The organism is Citrobacter sp. wls757 (genome assembly GCF_005280935.1).
Lineage (GTDB): Bacteria > Pseudomonadota > Gammaproteobacteria > Enterobacterales > Enterobacteriaceae > Citrobacter > Citrobacter portucalensis.
On sequence record NZ_SZWU01000034.1, the window covers coordinates 61,229 to 87,514 of the forward strand.

Below are 26,286 nucleotides of genomic sequence, written 5' to 3' on the forward strand. Positions count from 1 at the left end.
CGTAATTTCCTGCAAAGTCGGCCCTGAGCAAGTAAGGGCGATTACACATGAAACGACTCATCATTGGTATTTCTGGTGCAAGCGGGGCAATTTACGGCGTGCGCCTGTTGCAGGTATTGCGTGACGTCACTGATGTGGAAACCCACCTGGTGATGAGTGCCGCTGCCCGGCAGACGCTGGCGCTGGAAACGGACCTCTCTGTGCGCGACGTGCAGGCGCTGGCAAATGTGAATTATGATAGCCGTGATATCGCCGCCAGTATCTCCTCCGGCTCTTTTCAGACCGCCGGAATGGTTATTCTGCCTTGTTCAATCAAAACGCTTTCTGGCATCGTCCACAGTTACACCGATGGGTTGCTTACCCGTGCGGCAGATGTGGTGTTGAAAGAACGTCGTCCGCTGGTGCTGTGTGTACGCGAAACGCCGCTGCATCTGGGGCATTTGCGATTGATGACGCAGGCGGCAGAAATTGGGGCGGTAATTATGCCACCTGTCCCGGCGTTTTATCATCGTCCGCAAACGCTCGATGATGTGATTAATCAAACGGTTAATCGCGTGCTTGACCAGTTTGATATTACCCTTCCGCAGGACCTGTTCACCCGCTGGCAAGGGGCGTAAGCCGTTCCATCAGCGTGCAAAGAATCATCCGTTGCCCTGTTTCAGGGCAATTTTGTAACCGCGATCATATCCTCAACATTTAATTCGTTAAAACTCAACGAAACGCTGCGGTTCAACCGCCAGACCTGCTATCTTCAAAATCAGGACATTATTGCAACGTTTTATTAACATATTTAACGTCGAATATCCTCATCGACGTGAAAATGGCATAAGACCTGCATGAAAAAGTCTGCAAACACACAACACAACGTAAAACATAATAAAATTACGCCACTTGAGGGTTATGTATGAAGAAGACGGTTCTTGCTTTGTCTTTGCTGGTAGGACTCTCCGCCACCGCGGCCAGCTACGCAGCACTTCCGCAGACGGTTCGTATTGGTACAGATACAACGTACGCTCCTTTTTCCTCTAAAGATGCCAAAGGCGACTTTGTCGGCTTCGATATCGATCTGGGAAATGAGATGTGTAAGCGCATGCAGATCAAATGCACCTGGGTTGCCAGTGACTTTGATGCGCTGATCCCATCGCTGAAAGCGAAAAAAATTGATGCCATCATCTCCTCGCTTTCTATCACCGAAAAGCGTCAGCAAGAGATTGCGTTCTCAGACAAACTTTACGCTGCAGACTCACGTCTGATCGCCGCGAAAGGTTCCCCAATTCAGCCGACTCTGGATTCCCTCAAGGGTAAACACGTTGGCGTCCTGCAAGGCTCTACACAGGAAGCCTATGCCAATGACAACTGGCGCAGTAAAGGCGTGGACGTGGTGGCCTATGCGAACCAGGACCTCATCTATTCTGACCTGACGGCAGGCCGTCTGGACGCGGCATTGCAAGATGAAGTCGCGGCCAGCGAAGGCTTCCTGAAGCAGCCTGCTGGTAAGGATTACGCTTTTGCCGGTCCGTCGGTGAAAGATAAAAAATACTTTGGTGACGGAACCGGGATTGGCTTGCGCAAAGATGATGCAGAGCTGAAAGCCGCTTTCGACAAAGCGCTGGGCGAACTGCGTAAAGACGGCACCTACGACAAAATGGCGAGCAAATATTTTAATTTTAATGTCTACGGCGATTAATACAGCGGCGTGGGGAATTGACTGCACCATTGCGGGTAACCATTTCGGTGCATAATAAATTCAGTGCACTGTTTTGGTGCTTTTATCGCTGACTTAATAAGCATGAGTGCATACTTAAGCGCTTTTCATGCAAATAAATACCGCCGACAGGGTAGAATGCTTTGCCTTGTCGGCCTGATTAATGGCACGATAACTGCACCTGGTCCTGTAAAGATCCCCTATAAAAGACAGTCTGTTGAGGATAGTTATGAAAAAACTGGTGTTGTCTCTTTCTCTGGTTCTGGCTTTCTCCAGTGCTACCGCAGCATTTGCAGCCATTCCGCAAAAAATTCGTATCGGTACCGATCCTACTTATGCGCCGTTCGAATCGAAGAATGCGCAGGGTGAATTAGTCGGTTTTGATATCGATCTGGCTAAAGAACTGTGCAAACGTATCAATACGCAATGTACCTTCGTGGAAAACCCGCTGGACGCGCTGATCCCTTCGCTAAAAGCGAAGAAAATCGATGCCATCATGTCCTCGCTTTCCATTACTGAAAAACGTCAGCAGGAAATCGCATTTACCGACAAGCTTTATGCAGCCGATTCGCGTCTGGTTGTCGCTAAAGATTCTGCTATTCAGCCGACCATTGAGTCGCTGAAAGGCAAACGTGTTGGTGTGCTGCAGGGCACTACCCAGGAAACGTTCGGCAACGAACACTGGGCGCCAAAAGGTATTGAGATTGTCTCTTATCAGGGGCAGGACAATATCTATTCTGACCTGACTGCCGGGCGTATTGACGCAGCGTTCCAGGATGAAGTTGCGGCCAGCGAAGGCTTCCTGAAACAGCCAGTCGGTAAAGATTACAAATTCGGCGGCCCGTCTGTGAAAGACGAGAAGTTGTTCGGCGTGGGTACCGGTATGGGGCTGCGCAAAGACGATAACGAACTGCGCGAAGCGCTGAATAAAGCCTTTGCCGAAATGCGAGCTGACGGTACTTACGAGAAGCTGGCGAAAAAGTACTTCGATTTTGATGTTTACGGCGGTTAATTACCGCAGGTGCTGATAAAGCCCGTAGATTTTTGACGCGTTGAATTTATGCCCGATGGCACCGCGCTTATCCGGCCTACGGTGAGTTTGTAGGCCGGATAAGGCAAGGCCGCCATCCGGCATTTAACGGTTAGTCTGAAATCAAAAGAGGCTTACTACTCCACCACACACGACAGGACAGGCAGCATGTTGTATGGCTTTTCAGGTGTTATTTTACAGGGCGCAATTGTTACGCTGGAGCTGGCACTCAGCTCGGTGGTACTGGCGGTTCTGATAGGTCTTGTCGGCGCAGCAGCAAAGCTGTCGCAAAGCCGGGCAATGGGACTTATTTTCGAAGGGTACACAACGCTAATCCGCGGCGTGCCCGATCTGGTCTTAATGCTGCTCATCTTCTACGGATTACAAATCGCGCTGAATACCATTACCGATGCCATCGGTATCGGCCAGATTGATATTGATCCGATGGTTGCGGGCATTATCACCCTTGGATTCATCTACGGCGCCTATTTTACCGAAACTTTTCGCGGTGCGTTTATGGCTGTACCAAAAGGCCATATTGAAGCCGCGACGGCGTTTGGCTTTACCAGCTCACAAATATTTCGTCGCATTATGTTCCCGGCGATGATGCGTTATGCCTTACCGGGAATCGGCAATAACTGGCAGGTTATTCTTAAGGCTACGGCGCTGGTATCGTTGCTTGGACTTGAAGACGTGGTGAAAGCGACTCAGCTTGCCGGGAAGAGTACCTGGGAGCCGTTCTATTTTGCCGTCGTGTGCGGGGTCATCTATCTGGTGTTTACCACTGTTTCTAATGGTGTGCTGCTGTACCTTGAGCGCCGCTATTCCGTGGGTGTGAAGAGGGCTGACCTGTGATCGAGATTATTCAGGAATACTGGAAGTCCCTGCTGTGGACCGACGGATATCGCTACACTGGCGTCGCTATCACCCTGTGGCTTTTGATTTCGTCAGTAGTGATGGGCGGAATACTGGCACTCTTTTTGGCGATTGGTCGCGTTTCCAGTAATAAATTTATCCAGTTTCCCATCTGGCTGTTCACCTATATTTTTCGTGGGACGCCGCTGTACGTTCAGCTACTGGTGTTTTATTCCGGGATGTATACGCTGGAGATAGTTAAAGGCACGGACTTCCTCAACGCGTTTTTCCGCAGCGGGCTGAATTGCACCGTGCTGGCGCTGACGCTGAATACCTGCGCCTATACCACGGAGATTTTCGCCGGGGCTATTCGTTCCGTGCCTCACGGTGAGATTGAGGCTGCGCGCGCATACGGTTTCTCGTCATTCAAACTGTATCGCTGCATTATTTTACCTTCCGCGCTGCGTATTGCGCTGCCGGCATACAGCAATGAAGTCATTTTAATGCTGCACTCCACGGCGCTGGCATTTACTGCAACGGTGCCAGATTTGTTGAAAATCGCTCGCGATATCAACTCGGCAACGTATCAGCCGTTTACCGCCTTCGGTATTGCCGCTGTGCTGTATTTGATTATTTCGTATGTCCTGATCAGTCTGTTCCGTAAAGCGGAAAAACGCTGGTTGCAGCATGTATCCTCTAAATGATTCGAGTAACACGATGTCTGAAAATAAATTAAACGTTATCGATTTACATAAGCACTACGGCGAACATGAAGTGCTGAAAGGGGTATCGCTGCAGGCCAACGCGGGTGATGTTATCAGCATTATTGGCTCGTCAGGTTCCGGTAAAAGTACCTTCCTGCGCTGCATTAACTTTCTCGAGAAACCGAGTGCCGGGTCGATTGTCGTCAGCGGTCAGAACATTGGTCTGGTGCGCGACAAAGACGGCCAGTTGAAGGTTGCGGACAAAAATCAGCTACGCCTGCTGCGTACGCGTCTGACGATGGTCTTTCAGCACTTTAATCTGTGGAGCCACATGACAGTGCTGGAAAACGTCATGGAAGCGCCGATTCAGGTGTTGGGGCTGAGCAAGCAGGAAGCTCGCGACCGTGCGGTGAAGTATCTGGCTAAAGTGGGCATTGATGAGCGCGCACAGGGCAAATATCCGGTGCACCTGTCCGGTGGTCAGCAGCAGCGTGTTTCCATTGCCCGTGCGCTGGCGATGGAACCGGAAGTGTTATTGTTTGATGAACCTACGTCAGCGCTTGATCCTGAGCTGGTGGGTGAAGTGCTGCGCATTATGCAACAGCTGGCTGAAGAGGGGAAAACCATGGTGGTGGTGACCCACGAAATGGGGTTTGCCCGTCATGTTTCCACGCACGTGATTTTCCTGCATCAGGGGAAAATTGAGGAAGAGGGTGACCCGGAGCAGGTATTTGGTAATCCGCAAAGCCCGCGTTTGCAGCAGTTCCTTAAAGGATCGCTGAAGTAAGTCAACAGCCCGGAGGCGCTACGCTTTCCGGGCTTACAATTTTAGCGCGTCGCGCTCCAGCCGAAACACCCAGTCGTCGTAGGCGATGCCGTCAATCTCATACGCCTTTTCCAGTACCTGCGTACGTACAAAGCCTGTCTTTTCCAGAATACGGATTGACCCCTTGTTATCCGCCAGCGCGTATGCGTTTATCGCCGTCACACCTGCATGCTCGAAGGCATACTGGCACACTGCTCGGACGGCTTCACTGGCAATACCTTTCCCCTGAGCCTGTGGCATGATGGCGTAGCCGAGGTCGGCTTCCTGCGGGTAAAGATGGCTGATTTGCAGACCAATATCGCCAAGTGGCATCGGGCTGTTATGTTCGCGGATGACGAAAGTGTGCTGTGCGGCCAGACGTCTGGCGAATAACAGCCGCGTATCTTTCGCCGGGGCGATGTTGCCCATATAGCGCATGACTTCAGGACATTCACGGAGTTTCTGGAAAAATGACCAGTCAGAAAATTGAAACAAAGAGAGGGTAAGTCGGGGAGTCGATATTATCGCCATAACGTCGCCATTGCGGAAATCTGGTCTATAACCTTACCACCACAACGGCGACTGTGAATAGTGCATAGGGGTTATCGGATGACATCCGCCAGCGCTTCTTCTAAATCGTACCAGCGAAACGTAAAACCGGAAGCTTCCAGGCGTTTGGGCAATGCGCGTTGTCCACCAAGGACCAGTACTGACGATTCCCCCATCAGCAGTCGCATAGCGGTGGCGGGAACGCGCAGAATGGCAGGGCGGTTCAGAGCGTGACCCAGCGCGTGGGCAAATTGCTCATTGTGCACCGGGTATGGCGAAACCATATTGAAGGGACCGCGTAGATCGTTATTCAGCAGCCAGATAATTCCGTTGACCATATCATCAACATGGATCCAGGCCATATACTGGCGTCCGTTACCGATCGGGCCGCCTAAGCCAAGACGAAACGGCGGTACCATTTTTGCCAGAATGCCGCCTGCTGAGGCCAGTACCACGCCGGTACGCAGCATACATACGCGGGTTTTTTCGCTTTGCGCAGTGCTGGCAATTTGCTCCCAGCGGGCGCACAGCTTGTGGGTAAATTCGTTATGCGGTGGCTCTTCTTCCGTAACCACAACTTCGCCCAAATCGCCGTAGTAACCGGTAGCGGAACCGGAGATTAACACTGAGGGCGGCGTCTCGCTGGCATTGATTAAATCGACCAGTTTCTGCGTAATGCCCCAACGGCTCTGGCACAAGCGTTCCTTTTGCTGTGCGCTCCAGCGCTTATCTGCAATAGGCTCTCCGGCAAGGTTAATCACGGCATCAATATTATTGAGATGTTGCCGCTCTTCCAGTCCTTTCCATAACGTGACCCGAGAGTCGAGAATCTGACGAGCCTTATCAGGGGTACGTGTCACTACGATTATCTGATGCCCCAGTTCCAGCAGGCAGGGGATCAGATGACGTCCAATCAGGCCAGTACCGCCGGTAATCAGAATCTGCATGTCGCCTCCCGGGTTACGTTTTAGCGCTGCCAGCTCAGCGTCATTGATACTGAGTCGGCGTAACGCAATGCGTGAAGTTTATCTATCTCGACTTCAGCATAAGTGACCCAGTGATGTTCGCGTGCGATATCGAGCACATCTTGAGTTAATTTTTCTAACAATGAGAAGCGGTTACCCTCCACGTGGGCAATGATGCTTTTGGTTATAGTGCGGTAATTCAGCGCGTCGTTGATATCTTCGCTGGTACGCGCTTTGTCTGCCGGATAGTGAATGGCAATGTTGATGACGATATCCTGGCGGTTAAGGATCTCCTCTTCTTTAATGCCGATAAAGGTGCGCAGACGAAGGTTTTTTATACGAATAATAGCGTCAGGTTGTGACATTGCAGGTTTCCTCCATGTATGAACCTCTGCATGATACACGAGAACCGAATTGCGTCACCGCTTCTCACTCAGTGCTTGCTGCATGGCGCGTTCCGTGGCAGGACGCGTACGGATGCGTTCGTGCCAGTTATTGACCGCCGGGTAATTGTCGAGGTCGATGCGCTGACGCTGATGGGCGTGGACCCACGGCCAGCAGGCAATGTCAGCAATGCTGTAGTGATCGCCTCCCAGCCAGGGTGACGTTTCCAGACGTTTATTCATCACGTTGTACAGGCGCTGGGTTTCAACCTGGTATCTTTCAATAGCGTAAGGGATCGTTTGCGGAGCGTAATGACTGAAATGATGATTCTGCCCCAGCATGGGGCCCAAACCGCTGACCTGCCAGAAAAGCCACTGCAGCGTGGTGTGGCGTTCGCGTAATTCACCGCTGAGCAGCTTACCGCTCTTCTCCGCCAGATAGAGTAAAATTTCTCCGGACTCAAACAAGCTGATGGGCCTTCCGCCATCTTCCGGCGCATGATCGATAATGGCCGGGATTTTATTGTTCGGCGAGATCAGCAGAAAATCGGGGCGAAACTGGCTGCCTTTGCTGATATCGACATGAATCAGACGGTATTGCAGCTGTGCCTCTTCAAGAAACAGCGTGATTTTGTGACCGTTTGGCGATGGCGTGTAATAGAGATCGATCATTTTCAGCATCCGTTTTGTCATGAACCGGGTCATTACAAGTATAGAGCCTGTTGGCGTGCGTGAGTTTTCATCAAGTGACAGCGAGAGAAAGACTCTATATTTTGAAGGCAAGCCAATACACTTCAGAGGACATTATGAGCAAATCTGCAATTACGCTGTGGTCAGATGCCAATTTTTTCTCCCCCTACGTACTGTCTGTTTATGTCGCTCTGCAAGAGAAGGGGCTACCTTTCACGCTGAAAACCGTTGATCTCAATAGTGGTGAACACTTGCATCCTTCATGGCAAGGTTACGCCTTGACGCGCCGCGTACCGGTTCTTGAGATCGATGGTTTTGAACTGAGCGAATCATCAGCGATTACGGAATTCCTGGAAGAGAGCTTTGCACCGCCACAGTGGGAGCGTATCTACCCACACGATGTACAAAAGCGCGCTCGGGCGCGCCAGGTTCAGGCGTGGATCCGCAGCGATTTAATGCCTATCCGTGAGGAACGATCAACAGATGTCGTTTTTGCTGGCGTGAAGAAAGGACCGTTAAGCGAAGCGGGAAAAGCCAGTGCGGAAAAACTGTTCGCTACTGCGAGCAGTTTACTGAGCCACGGTAAGCAGAATTTATTTGGCGAATGGTGTATCGCTGACTGTGATTTAGCGCTAATGCTTAATCGCCTGGTCCTGAATGGTGATGAGGTTCCAGAAGCGCTTGCGGAATACGCCACCTTCCAGTGGCAGCGCGCTTCAGTACAGCGTTTTATCGCGCTTTCAGCGAAGCGTTCCTGCTGAAAAACGGGCCGTAATCCAGTATCATTACAAGGTGATTTTCAGCGAGGAGTGAGTGATGAAACTGATGTTCGCATCGGACATTCATGGTTCGTTGCCAGCCACGGAACGCGTACTCGAACGGTTTGCTGCAAGCGGCGCGCAATGGCTGGTGATATTGGGTGATGTTTTAAACCACGGGCCGCGTAATGCGCTTCCAGAAGGCTATGCACCTGCGCAGGTTGCTGAACGGCTGAATGAGCTGGCATCGCGAATTATTGCGGTGCGTGGTAATTGCGACAGCGAAGTGGATCAGATGCTCCTGCATTTTCCGATGACTGCGCCGTGGCAGCAAATTCTGACAGAAAACCAGCGACTCTTTTTGACGCACGGACACCTTTTTGGCCCGCAAAATATGCCGGCGCTCAATGCGGGCGATGTTCTGGTTTATGGGCATACTCATCTGCCGGTTGCTGAGCGGCGCGAGGGTATCTATCATTTCAATCCCGGCTCGGTAAGCATCCCGAAAGGGGGCTTTGCGGCAAGTTACGGGATTCTGGATGATAATGTTCTCAGCGTAATGGCACTCAATGATCAAAGTGTTATTGCACAGGTCGAGATTAATCCGTAATTTACCCCACAAACATAAACGCGCCGTAAGAGCGCCAGAAAAAAGAAGGTTTCCTGATGGTGGAACAGCGTCGTTTGGCAAGTACTGAATGGGTGGATATTGTGAATGAAGACAACGAAGTCATTGCACAGTCCAGCCGGGAACAAATGCGGGCGCAACGCTTACGCCATCGTGCAACGTATATCGTTGTGCATGATGGTATGGGCAAAATTCTGGTTCAACGTCGCACTGAGACAAAAGATTTTTTGCCCGGCATGCTGGATGCCACCGCAGGCGGTGTGGTTCAGGCTGACGAGCAGATGCTGGAATCAGCGCGTCGTGAAGCAGAAGAGGAACTGGGGATTGCGGGCGTGCCGTTTGCCGAGCATGGTCAGTTTTACTTTGAAGATCAGAACTGTCGCGTATGGGGCGGGTTGTTTAGCTGCGTTTCCCACGGACCGTTTGCGCTTCAGGAAGATGAGGTCAGTGAAGTTTGCTGGTTGACGCCGGAAGAAATTACCGCGCGCTGCGACGAATTTACACCGGACTCCCTGAAAGCCCTGGCGCTGTGGATGACCCGCAACGCCAAGAATGAAGGGGCGAAAGCCGAAAAGCAGGAAGAAGCTGAGTAAACTCTGTTCATCCGGCCTACTGCGTCGAGAAATCGAGTAGGCCGGACGCACACTTTTTAATGGTAACCCATCATCTGCGCGCCAATCACCACCACGCTGGACATAATAAACAGCAGTCCCAACAGTGTAGCACCTACCTTCAGCCAGTTACGAAAATCCACCCGACAAACGCCTAACGTAGCCATCAGAGATGCTGACGTCGGATAGATAATATGACTGAATCCGTCGCCAAACTGGAAGGCCAGGACTGTGACCTGACGGTTTACGCCAACCAGATCGCCCAGCGGTGCCAGTAGCGGCATGGTTAACGCAGCCTGACCAGAGCCGGAAGTGACGAAGAAATTAAATACTGCCTGGAACAATAGCATAAACCACGCCGCGATGGCGTTATCCAGCCCGCTGATGCCATTGGCAATGCTGTGCAGCAGAGTGTTTAACACGCTGGCTTCACCCGCCTCTCCATTACCGACCAGCAGTAAAATGCCTTTGGCAAAACCAACCAGCAGGGCAGGGGCAATCATCATTCGTGCGCCCTCAGTGAATGAGGAGGCCATGATGTTGACCGTCATGCCGTTGAGCCGAAACACGACGCCGATAATGCCAATCACCAGACCCATCGTGAAGAACTGACTGGCGATCTCAGGAATAAACCACGCGTTGACGATAACGCCCCAGACAACCCAAATCATCACCGCGGTCAGCACCAGTAGCACTAACCAGTCGCCCAGCGTGAAGCGTCGTTCCACGACTTCGTCCTGCTGCTCGCGAAAGAAGCGGTCGGATTCATGTACCCGGGACAAAAGCGGATTCCTTTTGATACGCGCCGCATAGGCCAGCGTGAAGGTCAGCCCGATTAGTGTAGCGATCACCCAGACCACGATGCGTAGCCCGGAACCAGAGAGCACCGGTACCCCCGCAATACCTTGCGCGACCACCACGCAAAATGGGTTCATCCATGAGCTGGCGAAACCAATCTGAGTCGCGATATAGGTAACCAGCACGGTGGTGATACTGTCGTAACCTAGCCGTACCATCAAAGGCGCGATGATAATGGCAAAGGCAACAGCCTCTTCCCCCATGCCAAACACCGCGCCGCCTAAGGAGAAGAGAATAAACAGCACTGGGATAAACAGGACCTCGTTGCCCCGCGTATGGCGAATGAGCGCCAGGATGCCGTTATCAATGGTACCGGTACGCATAACGATGCCGAATGCGCCGCCAATGACCAGCATAAACATAATGATGCCGACAGCAGTGCCGAATTTCGAGCCGGAGGTTAATCCTTCAAACGGGAAATTCATCAGGCCTGGGCGTTCATCTCCGGTGGTGAATAACTGCACCCGGTGATACTGCTCTTCACCTGCGTCGTTGGTCAGAATACGAAAGGAATGGGGGTCAACCACCTTACGGGTTTTGGTTTGTCCATCAACCTGATACTGAACTTCCTGGCTGTCGAACATCCCGACGGGAACAACCCATGTTGCCAGACTGGTTAAAATGGCGACGAAAAAAATAATCACCAGCGTGTCGGGCATCGCCCATTTTTTAGCTGGCTGTGATTCTGTTACTGCTGACATGAAAGACTATCCCTGTTGCAACGCAAAAGAGAGTAAGTATGCGAACAGAAGAATAGTTATTCATTGATGCAGCGCATCCAGGCAAATGTTTCAGATTATGCCAAAGGGGAAAAAGACATAAAAAAACCGGAAATATCAGCTATTTCCGGTTTGATAAGCAGATGTGTTGCCGGATAAGAGATCCGGCACACTCGGCAGATTACTGCTGCTGCTGGGAAGACTGGATCGCGGTCAGTGCGATGGTGTAGACGATATCGTCTACCAGCGCGCCACGAGACAGGTCGTTCACCGGCTTGCGCATACCCTGCAGCATTGGCCCGATGGAGATCAGGTCGGCAGAACGCTGTACCGCTTTGTAAGTGGTGTTACCGGTGTTCAGATCCGGGAAGATGAACACGGTAGCGCGACCTGCAACCGGAGAGTTCGGCGCTTTGGATTTCGCTACGTCAGCCATAACAGCGGCGTCGTACTGCAGCGGACCGTCGATCATCAGGTCAGGACGTTTTTCCTGTGCCAGACGGGTTGCTTCGCGAACTTTCTCTACGTCACTACCTGCACCAGAAGTACCGGTGGAGTAGGAGAGCATCGCTACGCGCGGTTCGATACCGAAGGCAATTGCGGAATCAGCGGACTGAATCGCGATTTCTGCCAGCTGCTCTGCAGTCGGATCCGGGTTGATCGCGCAGTCGCCGTAAACGTAAACCTGATCCGGCAGCAGCATGAAGAACACGGAAGACACCAGAGAGCTACCCGGTGCAGTTTTGATCAGCTGCAGCGGCGGACGGATGGTGTTCGCGGTGGTGTGTACTGCACCAGAAACCAGACCGTCAACATCGTCCTGTTCCAGCATCAGGGTACCGAGAACCACGTTGTCTTCCAGCTGTTCGCGGGCAACGGTTTCGGTCATACCTTTGTTTTTACGCAGTTCGACCAGGCGAGCAACGTAGCTTTCGCGAACCACATCTGGATCAACGATTTCTACACCAGCGCCCAGTTCAACGCCCTGAGAGGCTGCAACGCGGGTGATCTCATCCGGGTTACCCAGCAGTACGCAGGTTGCGATACCACGTTCAGCACAGATAGCAGCCGCTTTAACGGTACGCGGTTCGTCGCCTTCCGGCAGAACAACACGTTTGCCCGCTTTGCGCGCCAGCTCGGTCAACTGATAACGGAACGCCGGTGGAGACAGACGACGGCTGCGTTCAGAAGTCGCGGTCAGAGATTCAATCCAGTCAGCATTGATGTAGTTAGCAACGTATTCCTGAACTTTCTCAATGCGCTCGTGATCGTCAACCGGAACTTCCAGGTTGAAGCTCTGCAGGCTCAGAGAGGTCTGCCAGGTGTTGGTGTTTACCATGAATACCGGCAGGCCAGTTTCAAATGCACGTTCGCACAGTTTAGTGATGCGCGCGTCCATTTCGTAGCCGCCAGTCAGCAGCAGAGCACCGATTTCTACGCCGTTCATAGCAGCCAGACATGCTGCAACCAGCACGTCAGGACGGTCGGCAGAAGTCACCAGCAGAGAACCTGCGCGGAAGTGCTCCAGCATGTGCGGAATGCTGCGTGCGCAGAAAGTCACAGACTTCACGCGACGGGTGTTGATATCGCCTTCGTTAACGATGGTAGCGTTCAGGTGACGCGCCATATCGATTGCACGGGTAGCGATCAGATCGAAGCTCCATGGCACCGCGCCCAGAACCGGCAGCGGACTGGATTCTTGCAGTTTAGCCGGATCAACTTTGATCACTTTCGCTTTGGAAGAGTCGTCGAAAATCTCGGACAGATCCGGGCGAGTACGGCCCTGCTCATCAACCGGTGCGTTCAGTTTGTTAACGATTACGCCGGTGATGTTGGTGTTTTTCGCGCCGCCGAAGCTGCTGCGAGTCAGTTCAATACGCTCGTTCAGCTGTTCCGGGGTGTCGGTACCCTGAGACATAACGAAGACGATTTCCGCGTTCAGCGTTTTCGCGATTTCGTAGTTCAGAGACTGCGCGAACTGATGTTTACGGGTTGGGACCAGGCCTTCAACCAGTACAACTTCAGCGTCTTTGGTGTTCGCGTGGTAGTTCGCGATGATCTCTTCCATCAGCACATCTTTCTGATTGCTGGACAGCAGAGATTCAACGTGGCTCATCTTCAGCGGCTCAGCGGCTGGCAGAGAAGAGTTAGCACGGACGATGCTGGTAGTCTGGTCTGGCGCATCGCCACCGGCACGCGGTTGAGCGATCGGCTTAAAGACGCTCAGACGAACGCCTTTGCGTTCCATTGCGCGGATCACGCCAAGGCTGACGCTGGTCAGGCCGACGCTGGTTCCGGTAGGGATCAGCATAATAATACGGGACACGGTTTATCCTCTTTCGTTACCGCCAATTTAGACGGGTTACAAAACAGCACCGCCAGCTAGGCTGGCGGTGTGAAATCAGGCAGTCAGGCGGCTCGCGTCTTGCGCGATAACCAGTTCTTCGTTGGTTGGGATAACCAGCGCAGGACGGGTACCTTCTTTGTTGATGAAACCAGATTTGCCGAAACGTGCGGCCAGGTTACGTTCGTGGTCAACTTCAAAGCCCAGAACGCCCAGTTTGCCCAGAGACAGTTCACGAACCATCGCTGCGTTTTCACCGATACCACCGGTGAAGACAACTGCATCCAGACGACCATCCATCAGCGCAGTGTAAGAACCGATGTATTTCGCCAGACGGTGGCAGTAAACGTCCATTGCACGTTTAGCGTCTTCTTTAGTAGCGTAGTTATCTTCAACATAACGGCAGTCGCTGGTGACTTCGGTCAGACCCAGCAGGCCGGACTCTTTGGTCAGCATTTTGTTGATCTGGTCAACGCTCATGCCCAGGGTATCGTGCAGGTGGAAGATGATCGCCGGGTCGATGTCACCGGAACGCGTACCCATCACCAGACCTTCCAGCGGGGTTAGACCCATGGAGGTATCAACACATTTACCGTTACGGATAGCAGATACAGAACCGCCATTGCCCAGGTGGCAAGTGATGATGTTCAGCTCTTCAACCGGTTTGTTCAGCACTTTTGCCGCTTCCTGAGTGACGAAGAAGTGGCTGGTACCGTGCGCGCCGTAACGACGAACGCCGTGTTCTTTGTACAGGCTGTACGGCAGAGCATAGAGGTAAGACTCTTCCGGCATAGTCTGATGGAACGCGGTGTCGAATACAGCCACGTTTTTGTCTTTCAGATTAGGGAAGGATTTCAGCGCTTCTGCGATACCGATCAGGTGAGCCGGGTTATGCAGTGGTGCGAAAGAGGCAGAATCTTTGATGCCCTGAATAACGGAATCATCGATAACCACGGAGCTGGTGTACTTCTCGCCGCCGTGTACGATACGGTGACCAATAGCGGTCAATTGCGCAGACAATTCTGGTTTTTGTGCCAGAATAGTGTTAACGATAAAGTTCAGCGCTTCACTGTGAGCGGCGCCTGCACCTAAAGCCGCTTCTTGTTTACCGCCGTCCATTTTCCACTTGATACGTGCTTCTGGGAGATGGAAACATTCGGCTAAACCAGAGAGGTATTCTTCACCGTTTACTGCATCGATGATGGCAAATTTCAGTGAGGAGCTACCGCAGTTCAGAACCAGTACTAACTTACTCGACATGGAAGTACCTATTTATGATACGTGGCTAAAAAAACGTCAGGGAGTCATAGAGCGTAGCGCATGATGACACCGACGTTTATGATTAACATCATGCGCCATAGTCTTTTTGGGCACGATGGAATAAATACCTTTGAGTCTATGTCATTTTGCGTATTTTTCAGGCAATGGCATAATGTATGCCAATTTGACGACTCAATGATTTTGGACTACAGGCCTTACAGGCCGGCACAGGATACCTGAATGTGGGTATCAAAGACAAAATGTTTTGAACGATGTCCCTTGTAGTTGTTGTTTTGCACAAATTTTTTAATTTTTATATGTGAAGTTGAGGTAACCGCCATGTCGACACCGGATAATCGCTCCGTCAATTTTTTTAGCTTGTTTCGCCGGGGGCAGCACTATGCAAAGACGTGGCCAATGGAAAAGCGCCTTGCGCCCGTGTTTGTTGAGAACCGCGTGATCCGCATGACGCGTTACGCGATTCGTTTTATGCCGCCTATCGCCGTCTTCACCTTATGTTGGCAAATTGCGTTAGGGGGGCAGTTGGGCCCGGCCGTGGCGACTGCTCTGTTTGCGCTTAGCCTGCCGATGCAGGGGATGTGGTGGCTGGGAAAACGTTCCGTAACGCCGCTGCCGCCTTCAATTCTCAATTGGTTCTACGAAGTTCGGGGTAAATTGCAAGAAGCTGGTCAGGCGCTCTCTCCGGTGGAAGGAAAGCCGGATTACCAGGCGTTGGCTGACACGCTTAAACGCGCCTTCAAACAACTGGATAAAACTTTCCTTGATGATTTGTAATTGACCCCTGATTACGCATATAAAAGAAGGCACAAGATGCCTTCTTTTTTTTCATCGCAGTAGTAGTGATACAGGAGTCCCAAATGGAAATGACCAACGCTCAACGTCTGATTTTGTCGAATCAGTACAAAATGATGACTATGCTCGATCCAACTAACGCCGAGCGTTATCGTCGTTTGCAGACGATTATTGAACGCGGTTACGGCTTGCAGATGCGTGAGCTGGATCGTGAGTTTGGTGAACTGACGGAAGAAACCTGTCGTACGATTATCGATATTATGGAGATGTATCACGCATTACATGTGTCCTGGACTAATCTTAAGGATGCGCAGGCTATTGATGAGCGTCGCGTGACCTTCCTCGGTTTTGACGCCGCAACGGAAGCCCGTTTCCTCGGGTACGTTCGTTTTATGGTCAATGTGGAAGGTCGTTACACCCACTTTGATGCGGGTACGCATGGCTTCAACGCCCAGACCCCAATGTGGGAAAAATATCAGCGTATGCTGAATGTTTGGCACTCTTGCCCGCGTCAGTATCACCTGAGCGCGAATGAAATTAACCAAATCATTAATGCCTGAGGGGGCGAGCGTGCAGTGCAAAGGTTTTCTGTTTGATCTGGATGGAACGTTGGTCGATTCCTTACCCGCAGTAGAGCGTGCGTGGTGCAACTGGGCCGATCGCTTCGGCCTCGATCACGCCGAGGTACTCGGCTTTATTCATGGTAAGCAGGCCATTACCTCCCTGCGACACTTTATGGTGGGCAAGTCTGAGGCAGAGATCGCCGCGGAATTTACCCGTCTGGAGCAGATCGAAGCGACGGAAACCGCCGGGATCACCGCGCTGCCGGGGGCAGTTGATTTACTCAACCATCTCAATAAAGCAGGTATTCCATGGGCGATTGTGACCTCCGGTTCTATGCCAGTCGCACGTGCGCGTCATCGTGTTGCTGGGCTTCCTGCTCCTGAAGTGTTTGTCACCGCCGAGCGGGTAAAAAGAGGGAAACCAGAGCCAGACGCGTATCTGTTAGGTGCTCAGCTTCTGGGCCTGGCACCGCAGGAATGTGCAGTCGTGGAAGATGCCCCCGCCGGGGTGCTCTCAGGACTGGCTGCTGGGTGTCATGTCATCGCGGTTAACGCGCCAGCGGATACGCCGCGTCTGGACGAAGTTGATTTTTCGCTGACCAGTCTGGAACATATTTCTGTGACCAAACAACCCAACGGAAATGTGGTCGTTATAAGAAATACCTGATCATGATTTAGCCCCAGATTGTTGGGGCTTTTTTATGGCAGAATCAGTCCATCCCTCTCATTTAACAAGGATATGTTGTGAACGGTGAATTGATATGGGTTCTCTCATTGCTGGCGATTGCCGTCGTCTTGTTTGCAACTGGCAGAGTGCGTATGGACGCGGTCGCTTTGCTGGTCATTATTGCCTTTGTTCTGAGCGGAACATTGAGCATCACAGAGGCTTTTTCCGGGTTCAGCGATCCTAACGTTATTTTGATAGCGGCTTTATTCATTATCGGCGACGGCCTGGTGCGTACCGGCGTGGCGACGGTAATGGGTGCCTGGCTGGTGAAGGTCGCCGGCAGCAGTGAAGTCAAAATGCTGGTGTTGCTGATGATAACCGTAGCCGGACTCGGTGCCTTCATGAGTTCGACCGGTGTGGTCGCCATCTTTATTCCGGTTGTCTTAAGCGTTTCCATGCGCATGCAAATCTCCCCCTCACGGCTGATGATGCCGTTGAGCTTTGCCGGATTGATAAGCGGCATGATGACGCTGGTGGCAACGCCGCCGAACCTGGTCGTCAACAGTGAATTGTTACGTGAAGGACTTAACGGTTTTAGCTTTTTTAGCGTAACCCCACTGGGACTGGTGGTGTTGGTACTCGGCATAATTTATATGCTGGTGATGCGTTTTATGCTGAAAGGTGAAGACTCCGGGCAGCCGGGAGACGGCTGGAAGCGCCGGACCTTTCGCGATCTGATCAAAGAATATCGCCTGACAGGGCGTGCCCGTCGCCTGGCGATTCGCCCGGGTTCTCCCATGATTGGCCAACGTCTGGATGATCTGAAATTGCGTGAGCGCTACGGGGCAAACGTGATTGGTGTTGAACGCTGGCGGCGTTTTCGCCGCGTGATTGTCGATGTTAACGGGGTTTCTGAGTTCCGTGCCCGTGACGTATTGCTGATCGATATGTCAGCGGCCGACGTCGACCTGCGTGAATTTTGCAGCGAGCAACTGTTGGAGCCGATGGTGCTGCGCGGTGAATACTTTTCCGAGCAGGCGCTTGACGTGGGTATGGCCGAGATTTCATTAATCCCTGAATCGGAATTGATCGGCAAAACGGTACGGGAAATCGCTTTTCGTACGCGTTATGGCCTGAATGTCGTCGGACTGAAGCGTGATGGTACGGCACTGGCCGGAGCGGTGGTGGATGAACCACTGCTGATGGGCGATATCATTCTGGTAGTGGGTAACTGGAAACTCATCACTTTGTTGGGGCAAAAAGGGCGCGATTTCGTGGTGCTGAATATGCCCGTGGAAGTCAGTGAAGCTTCTCCGGCGCACAGCCAGGCGCCGCATGCGATTTTCTGTCTGGTGCTGATGGTCGCGTTAATGCTTACCGATGAAATCCCTAATACGGTTGCCGCGATTATCGCCTGTTTGCTGATGGGAAAATTCCGCTGCATCGATGCCGAAAGCGCCTATAAAGCCATTCACTGGCCAAGTATTATTTTGATTGTCGGAATGATGCCCTTTGCGCTGGCATTACAGAAAACGGGCGGTGTTGATCTGGTGGTTAAAGGGCTAATGGACGTTGGTGGAGGGTACGGCCCGTATATGATGCTGGGCTGCCTGTTCGTGCTGTGCGCGACCATTGGGTTATTTATCTCTAACACTGCGACGGCGGTACTGATGGCGCCGATTGCGCTGGCGGCAGCAAAGTCGATGGGCGTTTCGCCGTATCCTTTTGCGATGGTGATTGCGATGGCGGCTTCCGCAGCCTTTATGACGCCAGTTTCTTCACCGGTAAACACACTGGTACTCGGGCCGGGTAACTACAGCTTTAGCGATTTCGTAAAAATTGGCGTGCCGTTTACCATCATTGTGATGGTGGTGTGCGTGGTGATGATCCCGATGCTGTTTCCGTTTTGATTTTTATGTGCCGGATGGCGGCTAACGCCTCATCCGGCCTACAAAGGCAATGTCGCCGCAAACTTACAATGGAGAATCCTGACTGATTTCATCTAATGAGAGGTGAAAACTCGGGACGAACACGTCCATAAAGTAGTCCATCTCTTCGCTGCGTCGTGACTCCAGCGTTTTTTCCAGACGTGTTTTCGCCAGCAGAAATTCGTTGTTACCGGCGGAGAGTTCTTCCAGGCACTTCAGATACGCGCACAGGGCATCGGCCTGTTTAACAATCGACCTCTCTTCTTCACTTAAGGCATGTTCATCAATGAGCGGCGCAAAAATATCGCGCAGCTCATCGGGAACCATATCGACCAGTTTTTGTTGGGCAATTTTCTCTATCGCTTTATATTCCTGAGCAATCTGCGAGTTGAAATATTTCACTGGGGTAGGGAGGTCGCCGGTTAATACCTCTGACGCATCGTGATACATCGCCAACAAGGCAATACGCTCAGCATTAACCTGACCACCAAATTTACGGTTTTTAATTGCGGCCAGCGCATGGGCAACCATGGCAACCTGCAGACTGTGTTCGGACACGTTTTCGGTGCGCACGTTGCGCATCAGCGGCCAGCGGTTAATGAGTTTCAGACGGGAGAGGTGGGCAAAAAAGTGGCTCTGCTTCATAACGACCCTTACTCAGTGACTTCAGTAACGGTATTTTGCGCAGAGAGTGCTACCGGATGCAAACCCGGCAGCACTTTGCGTGGTTACAGCTGGCGATACCCTGACAGGAAACGCTCAAATTTACTCAGCGACATTTCGATATCGTCAATACGCGGTAGCGTGACGATGCGGAAATGATCCGGCCACGGCCAGTTGAATGCCGTCCCCTGGACCAGCAGTACTTTTTCCTGCAACAGGAAGTCGAGTACCATCTTCTGGTCGTCATGAATATTAAAGCGTTTAGCATCAATTTTCGGGAACATATACAGCGCACCGCGCGGTTTTACGCAAGAGACGCCGGGGATGTCATTAAGCAGTTCCCAGGCGCGGTTACGTTGCTCATACAGACGTCCGCCTGGCATGATGAATTCGCTGATGCTCTGATATCCACCCAGTGCGGTCTGTATGGCATGTTGCGCCGGAACGTTGGCACACAGGCGCATAGAAGCCAGCATCTCAAGGCCTTCGATATACCCTTTGGCATGTTTCTTCGGTCCGTTCAGTACCATCCAGCCCTGGCGGAAACCGGCAACACGATAGGTTTTTGACAGGCCGTTAAAGGTAATAGTCAGCAGGTCAGGGGCCATTGCCGCAATCGAGTGGTGCTCGGCGTCATCGTAAAGAATTTTGTCGTAAATCTCGTCCGCAAAGATGATGAGATTGTTTTGGCGGGCAATCTCAACAATCTCCATCAGCAGCTCTTTAGAATACACCGCGCCGGTTGGGTTGTTTGGGTTGATGATGACGATCCCACGGGTACGCGGCGTAATTTTGGCGCGGATATCATCCAGGTCCGGGAACCAGTCTGACGATTCGTCACACAGGTAGTGCACGGCATTACCACCAGAGAGCGAAACCGCCGCCGTCCACAGTGGATAATCAGGTGCAGGAACCAGCATTTCGTCCCCACTATTTAGCAATGCCTGCATGGCCTGCACAATCAATTCAGATACGCCGTTACCGATATAGATATCTTCCACGGTTACGTCGCGCATCCCACGGGCCTGGTAATGCTGCATGATTGCTTTGCGGGCTGAATAAAGGCCTTTGGAATCGCAATATCCTTGCGCAGTTGGCAAATTGCGGATCACATCCACCAAAATTTCATCTGGCGCTTCAAACCCGAAAGGCGCAGGGTTGCCGATGTTCAGTTTCAGAACTTTGTTGCCTTCTTCTTCCAGGCGCTTTGCTTCCTTCAGAACCGGGCCGCGAATGTCATAACAGACGTTTTCTAATTTGCTGGATTTTTCAATGGGGGACATGAACGTTGACCTTTTTAGCTGTGAATGCCACTCCCTGCCGTGGAAGTCAGCCCAGCACAATGTACTCCCACGACGGTGAGTTTTGAAGGGTCTTTAGTAGAAGATTTTGGAAAGCAGGAGGATTATAATTCACTGTTAATGACTAAATAATGTGATTTTTGTAGAGTAATAATCTTGATTATTGTGTTTTTTGTGGTTTATGTTTTGCTTTGTTAGTGTGGGTGTGGTGATTTGTCTGGTCAAAAAAAGTTAGGCCTGTAAAGAAAAAGGTAGCCGAGATCTCAGCTGAATGGCGTAATTCGAAAATACTGAGGTTTTGCCTGCGAAATCTGTTATCGGTCTGATCCCTGCGTGATGCGGTGTGAATCCATTGTTAAGCATAATTAATGAATTGAGAGATTCTTAATTAATTATTATTTATTATTTAAACGACATCAAATTGAGTGGGCCAATAATACGAAAACCGTTGCACTGACATAACACCAATTTGCCCGGAATTATTCGCGATAACACTTATAAATATAGTGGTTTTAGGTTAAGATAACTCCTATGAAATGGTGTGTAGTACGAATTTTACGATAATTCAAATGTTTGTTGGTTGTTCCTAACATCCTGAAAAGTTAGTTTTTAATGTGTAAATTATTGTTCGTTAACTATTTTTTAAATTTACAAAATTTACATGTTTCCCATTAGTCAGAATCATCCAGCAGCTAAAAATACGGCTCTTTCTCGTTGCTATATTCCGATGAATATCACGGGTATTAAAATAGCTCAGAAAGAGAATTGTTTCGTTTGTTAAACCAAATACATCCTTATTTTCACTTGGTTACACTAAGCGAAACTGAAGGGAGGCACATTACAAATGGAGTTGTTTGATTCTGAATGCACAGCATTAACCCGGTATGACCCGCGAGTAAGTGAAAAACTATGATAAATGCAAATCGTCCGATAATTAACCTCGACCTCGATCTGCTGAGAACCTTTGTTGCTGTTGCCGACCTGAATACCTTTGCGGCTGCGGCAGCTGCGGTATGTCGAACTCAGTCTGCGGTAAGTCAGCAAATGCAGCGTCTTGAACAACTTGTGGGGAAAGAGTTGTTCGCGCGCCATGGACGCAACAAACTGCTGACCGAACATGGTATCCAGCTGTTGGGTTACGCCAGGAAAATACTGCGATTTAATGATGAGGCATGCTCATCATTGATGTTTAACAATCTTCAGGGGGTGTTAACTATCGGTGCTTCTGATGAATCCGCCGATACCATACTCCCTTTTCTGCTTAACCGTATAAGTTCGGTTTATCCGAAACTTGCACTGGATGTCAGAGTGAAACGCAACGCCTACATGGTGGAGATGCTTAAGTCGCAAGAAGTGGATTTAGTGGTCACCACTAACCGACCTGGCGATTTTGAGTGCCTGAATTTGCGGACTTCACCGACGCACTGGTATTGCGCAGCCGAATATATCCTGCAAAAAGGGGAACCGGTGCCGTTAGTTCTGCTGGACGATCCCAGCCCGTTTCGCGATATCGTGCTGGCGACGTTGAATGCCGCACAGATCCCGTGGCGTCTGGCTTATGTCGCTTCAACATTGCCTGCGGTCCGCGCGGCGGTAAAAGCAGGGCTGGGCGTTACTGCCCGTCCTGTCGAAATGATGAGCCCGGATTTACGCGTACTGGGTGCGGCGGACGGATTGCCACCTCTGCCTGATACCGAGTATCTGCTGTGCAGCGATCCGGCCACGCAAAATGAATTAGCTCAGGTTATCTTTAAGTCGATGCAGACATATCAAAATCCTTGGCAATACAATCAGTTTACCCCTGAAGGGGGAGATGACTCGCTGATTGTTGAAGGCGACTTTGAGTAAAGCGTCACAAAAAAACGTTTTAAAATGTAAGTGTAAAAAAGAGCCACTGATGATGAAAAAACATCCAGTGGCTCTTTTTTTATGCGAATATTACTGCTTTCTGTTCATTCATATACTAAAACTTAACAAAATCAGCAGGTAAAAAAACAGACTGACAATAGGATGAAAAATAATCAGCTGAGTTGCTAAATGTTTCCATGTTAAAAAACTAGAGAAATTGTTGCTGTTTTTTATGGTGAATTAACAAAAGCGTGTCACAGATCAAGAAAATACTCCCATTTAGGGGGAGGCATCTGGGTGAATTCCTGTCAAAATAGACGTGTATTATCTTTTTTACTTCACTACGGACACGATTCAACAACATTAAAAATGACCGATGATGCAATCGAAATGGGTCTAAAGAGCACTTTATGTTAATGAAGTTGGAACAGTGTAAAATAATGTGAGGAAACTTTTGTTAAAGTTGACAAAAGGTTATAGAAAGGAGTAAAAAACCCCATCAATTAGCTGTATAAAATGATTTTTCACAGTGATTGTAAGGTTTTTTTTATTCCTCCCCATGAATCGATGTGGCGTTCATCTGCCGAAAAGAGCAGAGAATTTGGCGCTACTTTTGATGAGTAAGCAATGAGTATGTCAACATCCACTGAAATCATCGCTCATCACTGGGCATTCGCTATCTTTCTTATCGTTGCCATTGGCCTGTGCTGCCTGATGCTCGTCGGCGGCTGGTTTTTAGGGGGTCGCGCACGCGCGAGATCTAAAAACGTGCCGTTTGAATCAGGTATCGACTCGGTCGGCACCGCCCGCCTGCGCCTGTCTGCCAAGTTTTATCTGGTAGCCATGTTCTTCGTTATCTTCGACGTTGAAGCGCTGTATCTGTTCGCATGGTCAACTTCTATCCGTGAAAGCGGTTGGATTGGCTTTGTGGAAGCTGCAATTTTTATTTTTGTGTTACTGGCAGGTCTGGTTTATCTGGTGCGTATTGGCGCGCTGGACTGGACGCCCGCGCGTTCACGCCGCGAGCGTATGAACCCGGAAACGAACAGTATCGCTAATCGTCAACGCTAACCGCGAGGCATTAAGATGGATTATACGCTCACCCGCATAGATCCTAACGGTGAGAACGACCGTTACCCCCTGCAAAAACAGGAGATCGTAACCGACCCCCTGGAACAAGAAGTTAACAAAAACGTGTTCATGGGCAAACTGCATGACATGGTTAACTGGGGCCGTAAAAACTCAATTTGGCCATATAACTTTGGCCTTTCCTGCTGCTACGTTGAGATGGTGACCTCGTTTACCGCCGTGCACGATGTGGCCCGTTTTGGTGCGGAAGTACTGCGTGCATCGCCGCGTCAGGCTGACCTGATGGTCGTAGCCGGAACCTGCTTTACCAAAATGGCACCAGTTATTCAGCGCCTCTACGATCAGATGCTGGAACCGAAATGGGTTATTTCCATGGGCGCATGCGCCAATTCCGGCGGTATGTACGACATCTATTCTGTGGTGCAGGGCGTTGATAAATTTATTCCGGTCGATGTGTACATCCCGGGATGTCCGCCGCGCCCAGAAGCGTATATGCAGGCTCTGATGCTGCTGCAAGATTCCATTGGCAAAGAACGCCGTCCGCTCTCTTGGGTGGTTGGCGATCAGGGCGTTTATCGCGCCAATATGCAGTCAGAACGCGAGCGTAAACGCGGCGAACGTATTGCTGTAACGAATCTTCGTACACCAGACGAGATTTAATTTGCGCCTGTCGGCAGCAGCACTTCCTTCGCTTATCACTACATAAATAGCGCGAAGCACTGCCGACCACCACGGACCATTTGCAATGGTGAACAATATGACCGACTTAACCGCGCAAGACGCCGTATGGCAAACACGGGATCACCTTGATGACCCGGTCATTGGCGAACTGCGCAACCGTTTTGGGCCGGATGCCTTTACCGTTCAGGCGACTCGCACCGGGGTACCCGTTGTTTGGGTCAAGCGTGAACAATTACTGGAAGTTGGCGATTTCTTAAAGAGACTGCCGAAACCTTACGTCATGCTGTTTGACTTACACGGCATGGACGAACGTCTGCGTACGCACCGCGAAGGGTTACCTGCCGCGGATTTTTCCGTTTTCTATCACCTGATCTCCATTGAACGCAATCGCGATATCATGCTCAAGGTGGCTTTGTCTGAAAACGATCTGCGCGTACCGACTTTCACCAAACTGTTCCCGAACGCCAACTGGTATGAGCGTGAAACCTGGGAAATGTTTGGCATCGATATCGAAGGTCACCCGCACCTGACGCGTCTGCTGATGCCGCATACCTGGGAAGGTCATCCGCTGCGTAAAGACTACCCGGCGCGTGCGACCGAATTTGATCCGTTTGAGCTGACTAAAGCCAAACAGGATCTGGAAATGGAAGCGCTGACCTTCAAACCAGAAGATTGGGGTATGAAGCGTAGCACCGAAAATGAGGACTTCATGTTCCTCAACCTCGGTCCTAACCACCCGTCTTCTCACGGTGCTTTCCGTATTGTGCTGCAGCTTGATGGCGAAGAAATCGTCGACTGCGTACCTGACATCGGCTACCACCACCGTGGCGCTGAAAAGATGGGTGAACGTCAGTCCTGGCACAGCTACATTCCGTACACCGACCGTATTGAGTACCTCGGCGGCTGCGTAAACGAAATGCCTTACGTTCTGGCCGTTGAGAAGCTGGCTGGTATCACCACGCCGGATCGCGTCAACGTGATTCGCGTGATGTTGTCCGAACTGTTCCGTATCAACAGCCACCTGCTGTACATCTCCACGTTCATTCAGGACGTCGGCGCGATGACCCCGGTATTCTTCGCCTTTACCGACCGTCAGAAAATCTATGACGTGGTGGAAGCGATCACCGGTTTCCGTATGCACCCGGCCTGGTTCCGTATCGGCGGTGTGGCACACGATCTGCCGCGCGGTTGGGACAAGCTGCTGCGTGACTTCCTCGACTGGATGCCAAAACGTCTGGATTCTTACGAGAAAGCCGCACTGCGTAACACCATCCTGAAAGGCCGTTCGCAGGGCGTTGCCGCTTACGGTAAGAAAGAAGCGCTGGACTGGGGTTGTACCGGTGCTGCGCTGCGCGCGACCGGTATTGATTTCGACGTGCGTAAAGCGCGTCCGTACTCTGGCTACGAAAACTTTGACTTTGAAGTCCCGGTTGGCGGCGGCGTTTCTGACTGCTATACCCGCGTGATGCTGAAAGTTGAAGAGCTGCGCCAGAGTCTGCGCATCCTTGAGCAGTGCCTCAATAATATGCCGGAAGGCCCGTTCAAAGCGGATCACCCGCTGACGACGCCGCCGCCGAAAGAGCGCACGCTGCAACATATCGAAACCCTTATCACCCACTTCCTGCAGGTTTCGTGGGGTCCGGTTATGCCGGCAAACGAGTCCTTCCAGATGGTGGAAGCGACCAAGGGTATCAACAGTTACTACCTGACCAGCGATGGCAGCACCATGAGTTACCGTACCCGTATCCGTACCCCGAGCTATGCGCACCTGCAGCAGATCCCGGTAGCGGTACGTGGCAGCCTGGTGTCCGACTTAATCGTCCATCTGGGTAGTATCGATTTTGTTATGTCAGATGTGGACCGCTAATT

At 51.1% G+C, this 26,286-nt stretch carries 26 protein-coding genes; 17 read left to right on the forward strand and 9 right to left on the reverse strand.

Translation table 11 applies throughout. The annotated features are described in order from the left end of the window. Nucleotides 1–47: 47 nt before the first annotated feature. From FDW94_RS08755 to hisP, 6 genes are all read left to right on the forward strand, one after another. On the forward strand, nt 48–617 hold the full coding sequence (locus tag FDW94_RS08755) for a UbiX family flavin prenyltransferase (protein WP_137377456.1): 570 nt from the start codon (nt 48–50) through the stop codon (nt 615–617). Nucleotides 618–904: 287 nt separating this feature from the next. Further along, the gene (argT, locus tag FDW94_RS08760; RefSeq protein WP_006683634.1) at nt 905–1,687 is read left to right on the forward strand and encodes a lysine/arginine/ornithine ABC transporter substrate-binding protein ArgT; all 783 of its coding nucleotides are present in this window, start codon (nt 905–907) and stop codon (nt 1,685–1,687) included. Nucleotides 1,688–1,934: 247 nt separating this feature from the next. Next, nucleotides 1,935–2,717, forward strand: a complete 783-nt coding sequence (hisJ, locus tag FDW94_RS08765) for a histidine ABC transporter substrate-binding protein HisJ (RefSeq protein WP_003028120.1) — start codon at nt 1,935–1,937, stop codon at nt 2,715–2,717. A gap of 186 nt (nt 2,718–2,903) precedes the next feature. After that, nucleotides 2,904–3,590 carry a histidine ABC transporter permease HisQ gene (locus tag FDW94_RS08770; RefSeq protein ID WP_003028118.1) on the forward strand — a complete coding sequence of 229 codons (687 nt, stop codon included), beginning with the start codon at nt 2,904–2,906 and terminating at the stop codon, nt 3,588–3,590. After that, a complete protein-coding gene (gene hisM, locus FDW94_RS08775; RefSeq protein ID WP_003028116.1) occupies nt 3,587–4,294 on the forward strand; it encodes a histidine ABC transporter permease HisM in 708 nt (235 codons plus the stop codon). The genes FDW94_RS08770 and hisM overlap by 4 nt, the downstream gene beginning before the upstream one ends. Nucleotides 4,295–4,307: 13 nt before the next feature. Further along, nucleotides 4,308–5,081 (forward strand): histidine ABC transporter ATP-binding protein HisP, encoded by a 774-nt coding sequence (gene hisP / locus FDW94_RS08780; RefSeq protein ID WP_003028114.1) that lies wholly within the window; start codon nt 4,308–4,310, stop codon nt 5,079–5,081. A gap of 33 nt (nt 5,082–5,114) precedes the next feature. Here hisP and FDW94_RS08785 read toward each other — a convergent pair whose 3' ends face one another. From FDW94_RS08785 to yfcG, 4 genes are all read right to left on the reverse strand, one after another. Further along, on the reverse strand, nt 5,115–5,630 hold the full coding sequence (locus FDW94_RS08785) for a GNAT family N-acetyltransferase (RefSeq protein ID WP_071692556.1): 516 nt from the start codon (nt 5,628–5,630) through the stop codon (nt 5,115–5,117). Nucleotides 5,631–5,701: 71 nt separating this feature from the next. Then, on the reverse strand, nt 5,702–6,595 hold the full coding sequence (locus FDW94_RS08790; protein ID WP_048234821.1) for a TIGR01777 family oxidoreductase: 894 nt from the start codon (nt 6,593–6,595) through the stop codon (nt 5,702–5,704). A 20-nt stretch (nt 6,596–6,615) separates the two neighbouring features. Further along, entirely contained in the window at nt 6,616–6,978 is a 363-nt protein-coding gene (gene folX, locus FDW94_RS08795) for a dihydroneopterin triphosphate 2'-epimerase (protein WP_003028107.1), read from the reverse strand. Nucleotides 6,979–7,032: 54 nt separating this feature from the next. Next, on the reverse strand, nt 7,033–7,668 hold the full coding sequence (gene yfcG / locus FDW94_RS08800) for a GSH-dependent disulfide bond oxidoreductase (protein WP_128612039.1): 636 nt from the start codon (nt 7,666–7,668) through the stop codon (nt 7,033–7,035). Nucleotides 7,669–7,802: 134 nt separating this feature from the next. Here yfcG and yfcF point away from each other — a divergent pair, with 134 nt between their 5' ends. From yfcF to yfcD, 3 genes are read left to right on the forward strand one after another with little or no spacing between them, the layout of a single operon-like run. Beyond that, nucleotides 7,803–8,447, forward strand: coding sequence for a glutathione transferase (gene yfcF, locus FDW94_RS08805; protein WP_003834778.1), 645 nt, complete (start codon nt 7,803–7,805; stop codon nt 8,445–8,447). A gap of 55 nt (nt 8,448–8,502) precedes the next feature. Next, nucleotides 8,503–9,054: a phosphodiesterase gene (yfcE, locus tag FDW94_RS08810; RefSeq protein ID WP_048234823.1), complete on the forward strand. Its 552-nt coding sequence runs from the start codon at nt 8,503–8,505 to the stop codon at nt 9,052–9,054. A gap of 56 nt (nt 9,055–9,110) precedes the next feature. Then, nucleotides 9,111–9,665 (forward strand): NUDIX hydrolase YfcD, encoded by a 555-nt coding sequence (gene yfcD, locus FDW94_RS08815; protein ID WP_003834775.1) that lies wholly within the window; start codon nt 9,111–9,113, stop codon nt 9,663–9,665. A gap of 56 nt (nt 9,666–9,721) precedes the next feature. On the opposite strand, the gene yfcC is transcribed toward yfcD, so the two are convergent. From yfcC to ackA, 3 genes are all read right to left on the reverse strand, one after another. Continuing rightward, the gene (gene yfcC / locus FDW94_RS08820; RefSeq protein WP_137377457.1) at nt 9,722–11,242 is read right to left on the reverse strand and encodes a putative basic amino acid antiporter YfcC; all 1,521 of its coding nucleotides are present in this window, start codon (nt 11,240–11,242) and stop codon (nt 9,722–9,724) included. Nucleotides 11,243–11,441: 199 nt separating this feature from the next. Then, nucleotides 11,442–13,586: a phosphate acetyltransferase gene (pta, locus tag FDW94_RS08825; protein WP_008785351.1), complete on the reverse strand. Its 2,145-nt coding sequence runs from the start codon at nt 13,584–13,586 to the stop codon at nt 11,442–11,444. A gap of 75 nt (nt 13,587–13,661) precedes the next feature. Beyond that, nucleotides 13,662–14,864: an acetate kinase gene (gene ackA / locus FDW94_RS08830; RefSeq protein WP_003834770.1), complete on the reverse strand. Its 1,203-nt coding sequence runs from the start codon at nt 14,862–14,864 to the stop codon at nt 13,662–13,664. Nucleotides 14,865–15,203: 339 nt separating this feature from the next. Here ackA and yfbV point away from each other — a divergent pair, with 339 nt between their 5' ends. The 4 genes from yfbV (at nt 15,204) to FDW94_RS08850 (ending at nt 18,817) form a co-directional block, all read left to right on the forward strand. After that, nucleotides 15,204–15,659 (forward strand): terminus macrodomain insulation protein YfbV, encoded by a 456-nt coding sequence (yfbV, locus tag FDW94_RS08835; RefSeq protein ID WP_003028087.1) that lies wholly within the window; start codon nt 15,204–15,206, stop codon nt 15,657–15,659. Between the two features lie 83 nt (nt 15,660–15,742). Beyond that, nucleotides 15,743–16,237, forward strand: coding sequence for a YfbU family protein (locus FDW94_RS08840; RefSeq protein WP_003028086.1), 495 nt, complete (start codon nt 15,743–15,745; stop codon nt 16,235–16,237). Further along, nucleotides 16,230–16,907 carry a sugar phosphatase gene (locus FDW94_RS08845; RefSeq protein WP_008785348.1) on the forward strand — a complete coding sequence of 226 codons (678 nt, stop codon included), beginning with the start codon at nt 16,230–16,232 and terminating at the stop codon, nt 16,905–16,907. The genes FDW94_RS08840 and FDW94_RS08845 overlap by 8 nt, the downstream gene beginning before the upstream one ends. Nucleotides 16,908–16,984: 77 nt before the next feature. Beyond that, complete coding sequence (locus FDW94_RS08850; protein WP_032944084.1) at nt 16,985–18,817, forward strand: SLC13 family permease; 1,833 nt, start codon at nt 16,985–16,987, stop codon at nt 18,815–18,817. Nucleotides 18,818–18,880: 63 nt separating this feature from the next. Here the strand turns inward: FDW94_RS08850 and yfbR are convergent, their stop codons facing one another. Both yfbR and alaA read right to left on the reverse strand, forming a co-directional pair. Further along, nucleotides 18,881–19,480: a 5'-deoxynucleotidase gene (yfbR, locus tag FDW94_RS08855; RefSeq protein ID WP_003028083.1), complete on the reverse strand. Its 600-nt coding sequence runs from the start codon at nt 19,478–19,480 to the stop codon at nt 18,881–18,883. An 83-nt stretch (nt 19,481–19,563) separates the two neighbouring features. Further along, nucleotides 19,564–20,781, reverse strand: a complete 1,218-nt coding sequence (alaA, locus tag FDW94_RS08860) for an alanine transaminase AlaA (protein ID WP_003028082.1) — start codon at nt 20,779–20,781, stop codon at nt 19,564–19,566. 927 nt (nt 20,782–21,708) lie between these two features. Here alaA and lrhA point away from each other — a divergent pair. The 4 genes from lrhA to nuoC all read left to right on the forward strand — a co-directional run bounded on the left by lrhA (nt 21,709) and on the right by nuoC (nt 26,284). Further along, nucleotides 21,709–22,647: a transcriptional regulator LrhA gene (gene lrhA / locus FDW94_RS08865; protein ID WP_003834760.1), complete on the forward strand. Its 939-nt coding sequence runs from the start codon at nt 21,709–21,711 to the stop codon at nt 22,645–22,647. A gap of 627 nt (nt 22,648–23,274) precedes the next feature. After that, nucleotides 23,275–23,718, forward strand: coding sequence for an NADH-quinone oxidoreductase subunit NuoA (nuoA, locus tag FDW94_RS08870; protein WP_003028077.1), 444 nt, complete (start codon nt 23,275–23,277; stop codon nt 23,716–23,718). Between the two features lie 15 nt (nt 23,719–23,733). Beyond that, nucleotides 23,734–24,396 carry an NADH-quinone oxidoreductase subunit NuoB gene (gene nuoB, locus FDW94_RS08875; RefSeq protein ID WP_003028075.1) on the forward strand — a complete coding sequence of 221 codons (663 nt, stop codon included), beginning with the start codon at nt 23,734–23,736 and terminating at the stop codon, nt 24,394–24,396. A gap of 85 nt (nt 24,397–24,481) precedes the next feature. Then, nucleotides 24,482–26,284 (forward strand): NADH-quinone oxidoreductase subunit C/D, encoded by a 1,803-nt coding sequence (gene nuoC, locus FDW94_RS08880; protein ID WP_003834757.1) that lies wholly within the window; start codon nt 24,482–24,484, stop codon nt 26,282–26,284. Nucleotides 26,285–26,286 lie beyond the last annotated feature (2 nt).

Coding starts and splice junctions, on each gene's coding strand:
- FDW94_RS08755 (WP_137377456.1), top strand. CDS start 48: ATGAAACGACTCATCATTGGTATTTCTGGTGCAAGCGGGGCAATTTAC.
- argT (WP_006683634.1), top strand. CDS start 905: ATGAAGAAGACGGTTCTTGCTTTGTCTTTGCTGGTAGGACTCTCCGCC.
- hisJ (WP_003028120.1), top strand. CDS start 1,935: ATGAAAAAACTGGTGTTGTCTCTTTCTCTGGTTCTGGCTTTCTCCAGT.
- FDW94_RS08770 (WP_003028118.1), top strand. CDS start 2,904: ATGTTGTATGGCTTTTCAGGTGTTATTTTACAGGGCGCAATTGTTACG.
- hisP (WP_003028114.1), top strand. CDS start 4,308: ATGTCTGAAAATAAATTAAACGTTATCGATTTACATAAGCACTACGGC.
- FDW94_RS08785 (WP_071692556.1), bottom strand. CDS start 5,630: ATGGCGATAATATCGACTCCCCGACTTACCCTCTCTTTGTTTCAATTT.
- FDW94_RS08790 (WP_048234821.1), bottom strand. CDS start 6,595: ATGCAGATTCTGATTACCGGCGGTACTGGCCTGATTGGACGTCATCTG.
- folX (WP_003028107.1), bottom strand. CDS start 6,978: ATGTCACAACCTGACGCTATTATTCGTATAAAAAACCTTCGTCTGCGC.
- yfcG (WP_128612039.1), bottom strand. CDS start 7,668: ATGATCGATCTCTATTACACGCCATCGCCAAACGGTCACAAAATCACG.
- yfcF (WP_003834778.1), top strand. CDS start 7,803: ATGAGCAAATCTGCAATTACGCTGTGGTCAGATGCCAATTTTTTCTCC.
- yfcE (WP_048234823.1), top strand. CDS start 8,503: ATGAAACTGATGTTCGCATCGGACATTCATGGTTCGTTGCCAGCCACG.
- yfcD (WP_003834775.1), top strand. CDS start 9,111: ATGGTGGAACAGCGTCGTTTGGCAAGTACTGAATGGGTGGATATTGTG.
- yfcC (WP_137377457.1), bottom strand. CDS start 11,242: ATGTCAGCAGTAACAGAATCACAGCCAGCTAAAAAATGGGCGATGCCC.
- ackA (WP_003834770.1), bottom strand. CDS start 14,864: ATGTCGAGTAAGTTAGTACTGGTTCTGAACTGCGGTAGCTCCTCACTG.
- yfbV (WP_003028087.1), top strand. CDS start 15,204: ATGTCGACACCGGATAATCGCTCCGTCAATTTTTTTAGCTTGTTTCGC.
- FDW94_RS08840 (WP_003028086.1), top strand. CDS start 15,743: ATGGAAATGACCAACGCTCAACGTCTGATTTTGTCGAATCAGTACAAA.
- FDW94_RS08845 (WP_008785348.1), top strand. CDS start 16,230: ATGCCTGAGGGGGCGAGCGTGCAGTGCAAAGGTTTTCTGTTTGATCTG.
- yfbR (WP_003028083.1), bottom strand. CDS start 19,480: ATGAAGCAGAGCCACTTTTTTGCCCACCTCTCCCGTCTGAAACTCATT.
- alaA (WP_003028082.1), bottom strand. CDS start 20,781: ATGTCCCCCATTGAAAAATCCAGCAAATTAGAAAACGTCTGTTATGAC.
- lrhA (WP_003834760.1), top strand. CDS start 21,709: ATGATAAATGCAAATCGTCCGATAATTAACCTCGACCTCGATCTGCTG.
- nuoA (WP_003028077.1), top strand. CDS start 23,275: ATGAGTATGTCAACATCCACTGAAATCATCGCTCATCACTGGGCATTC.
- nuoB (WP_003028075.1), top strand. CDS start 23,734: ATGGATTATACGCTCACCCGCATAGATCCTAACGGTGAGAACGACCGT.
- nuoC (WP_003834757.1), top strand. CDS start 24,482: ATGGTGAACAATATGACCGACTTAACCGCGCAAGACGCCGTATGGCAA.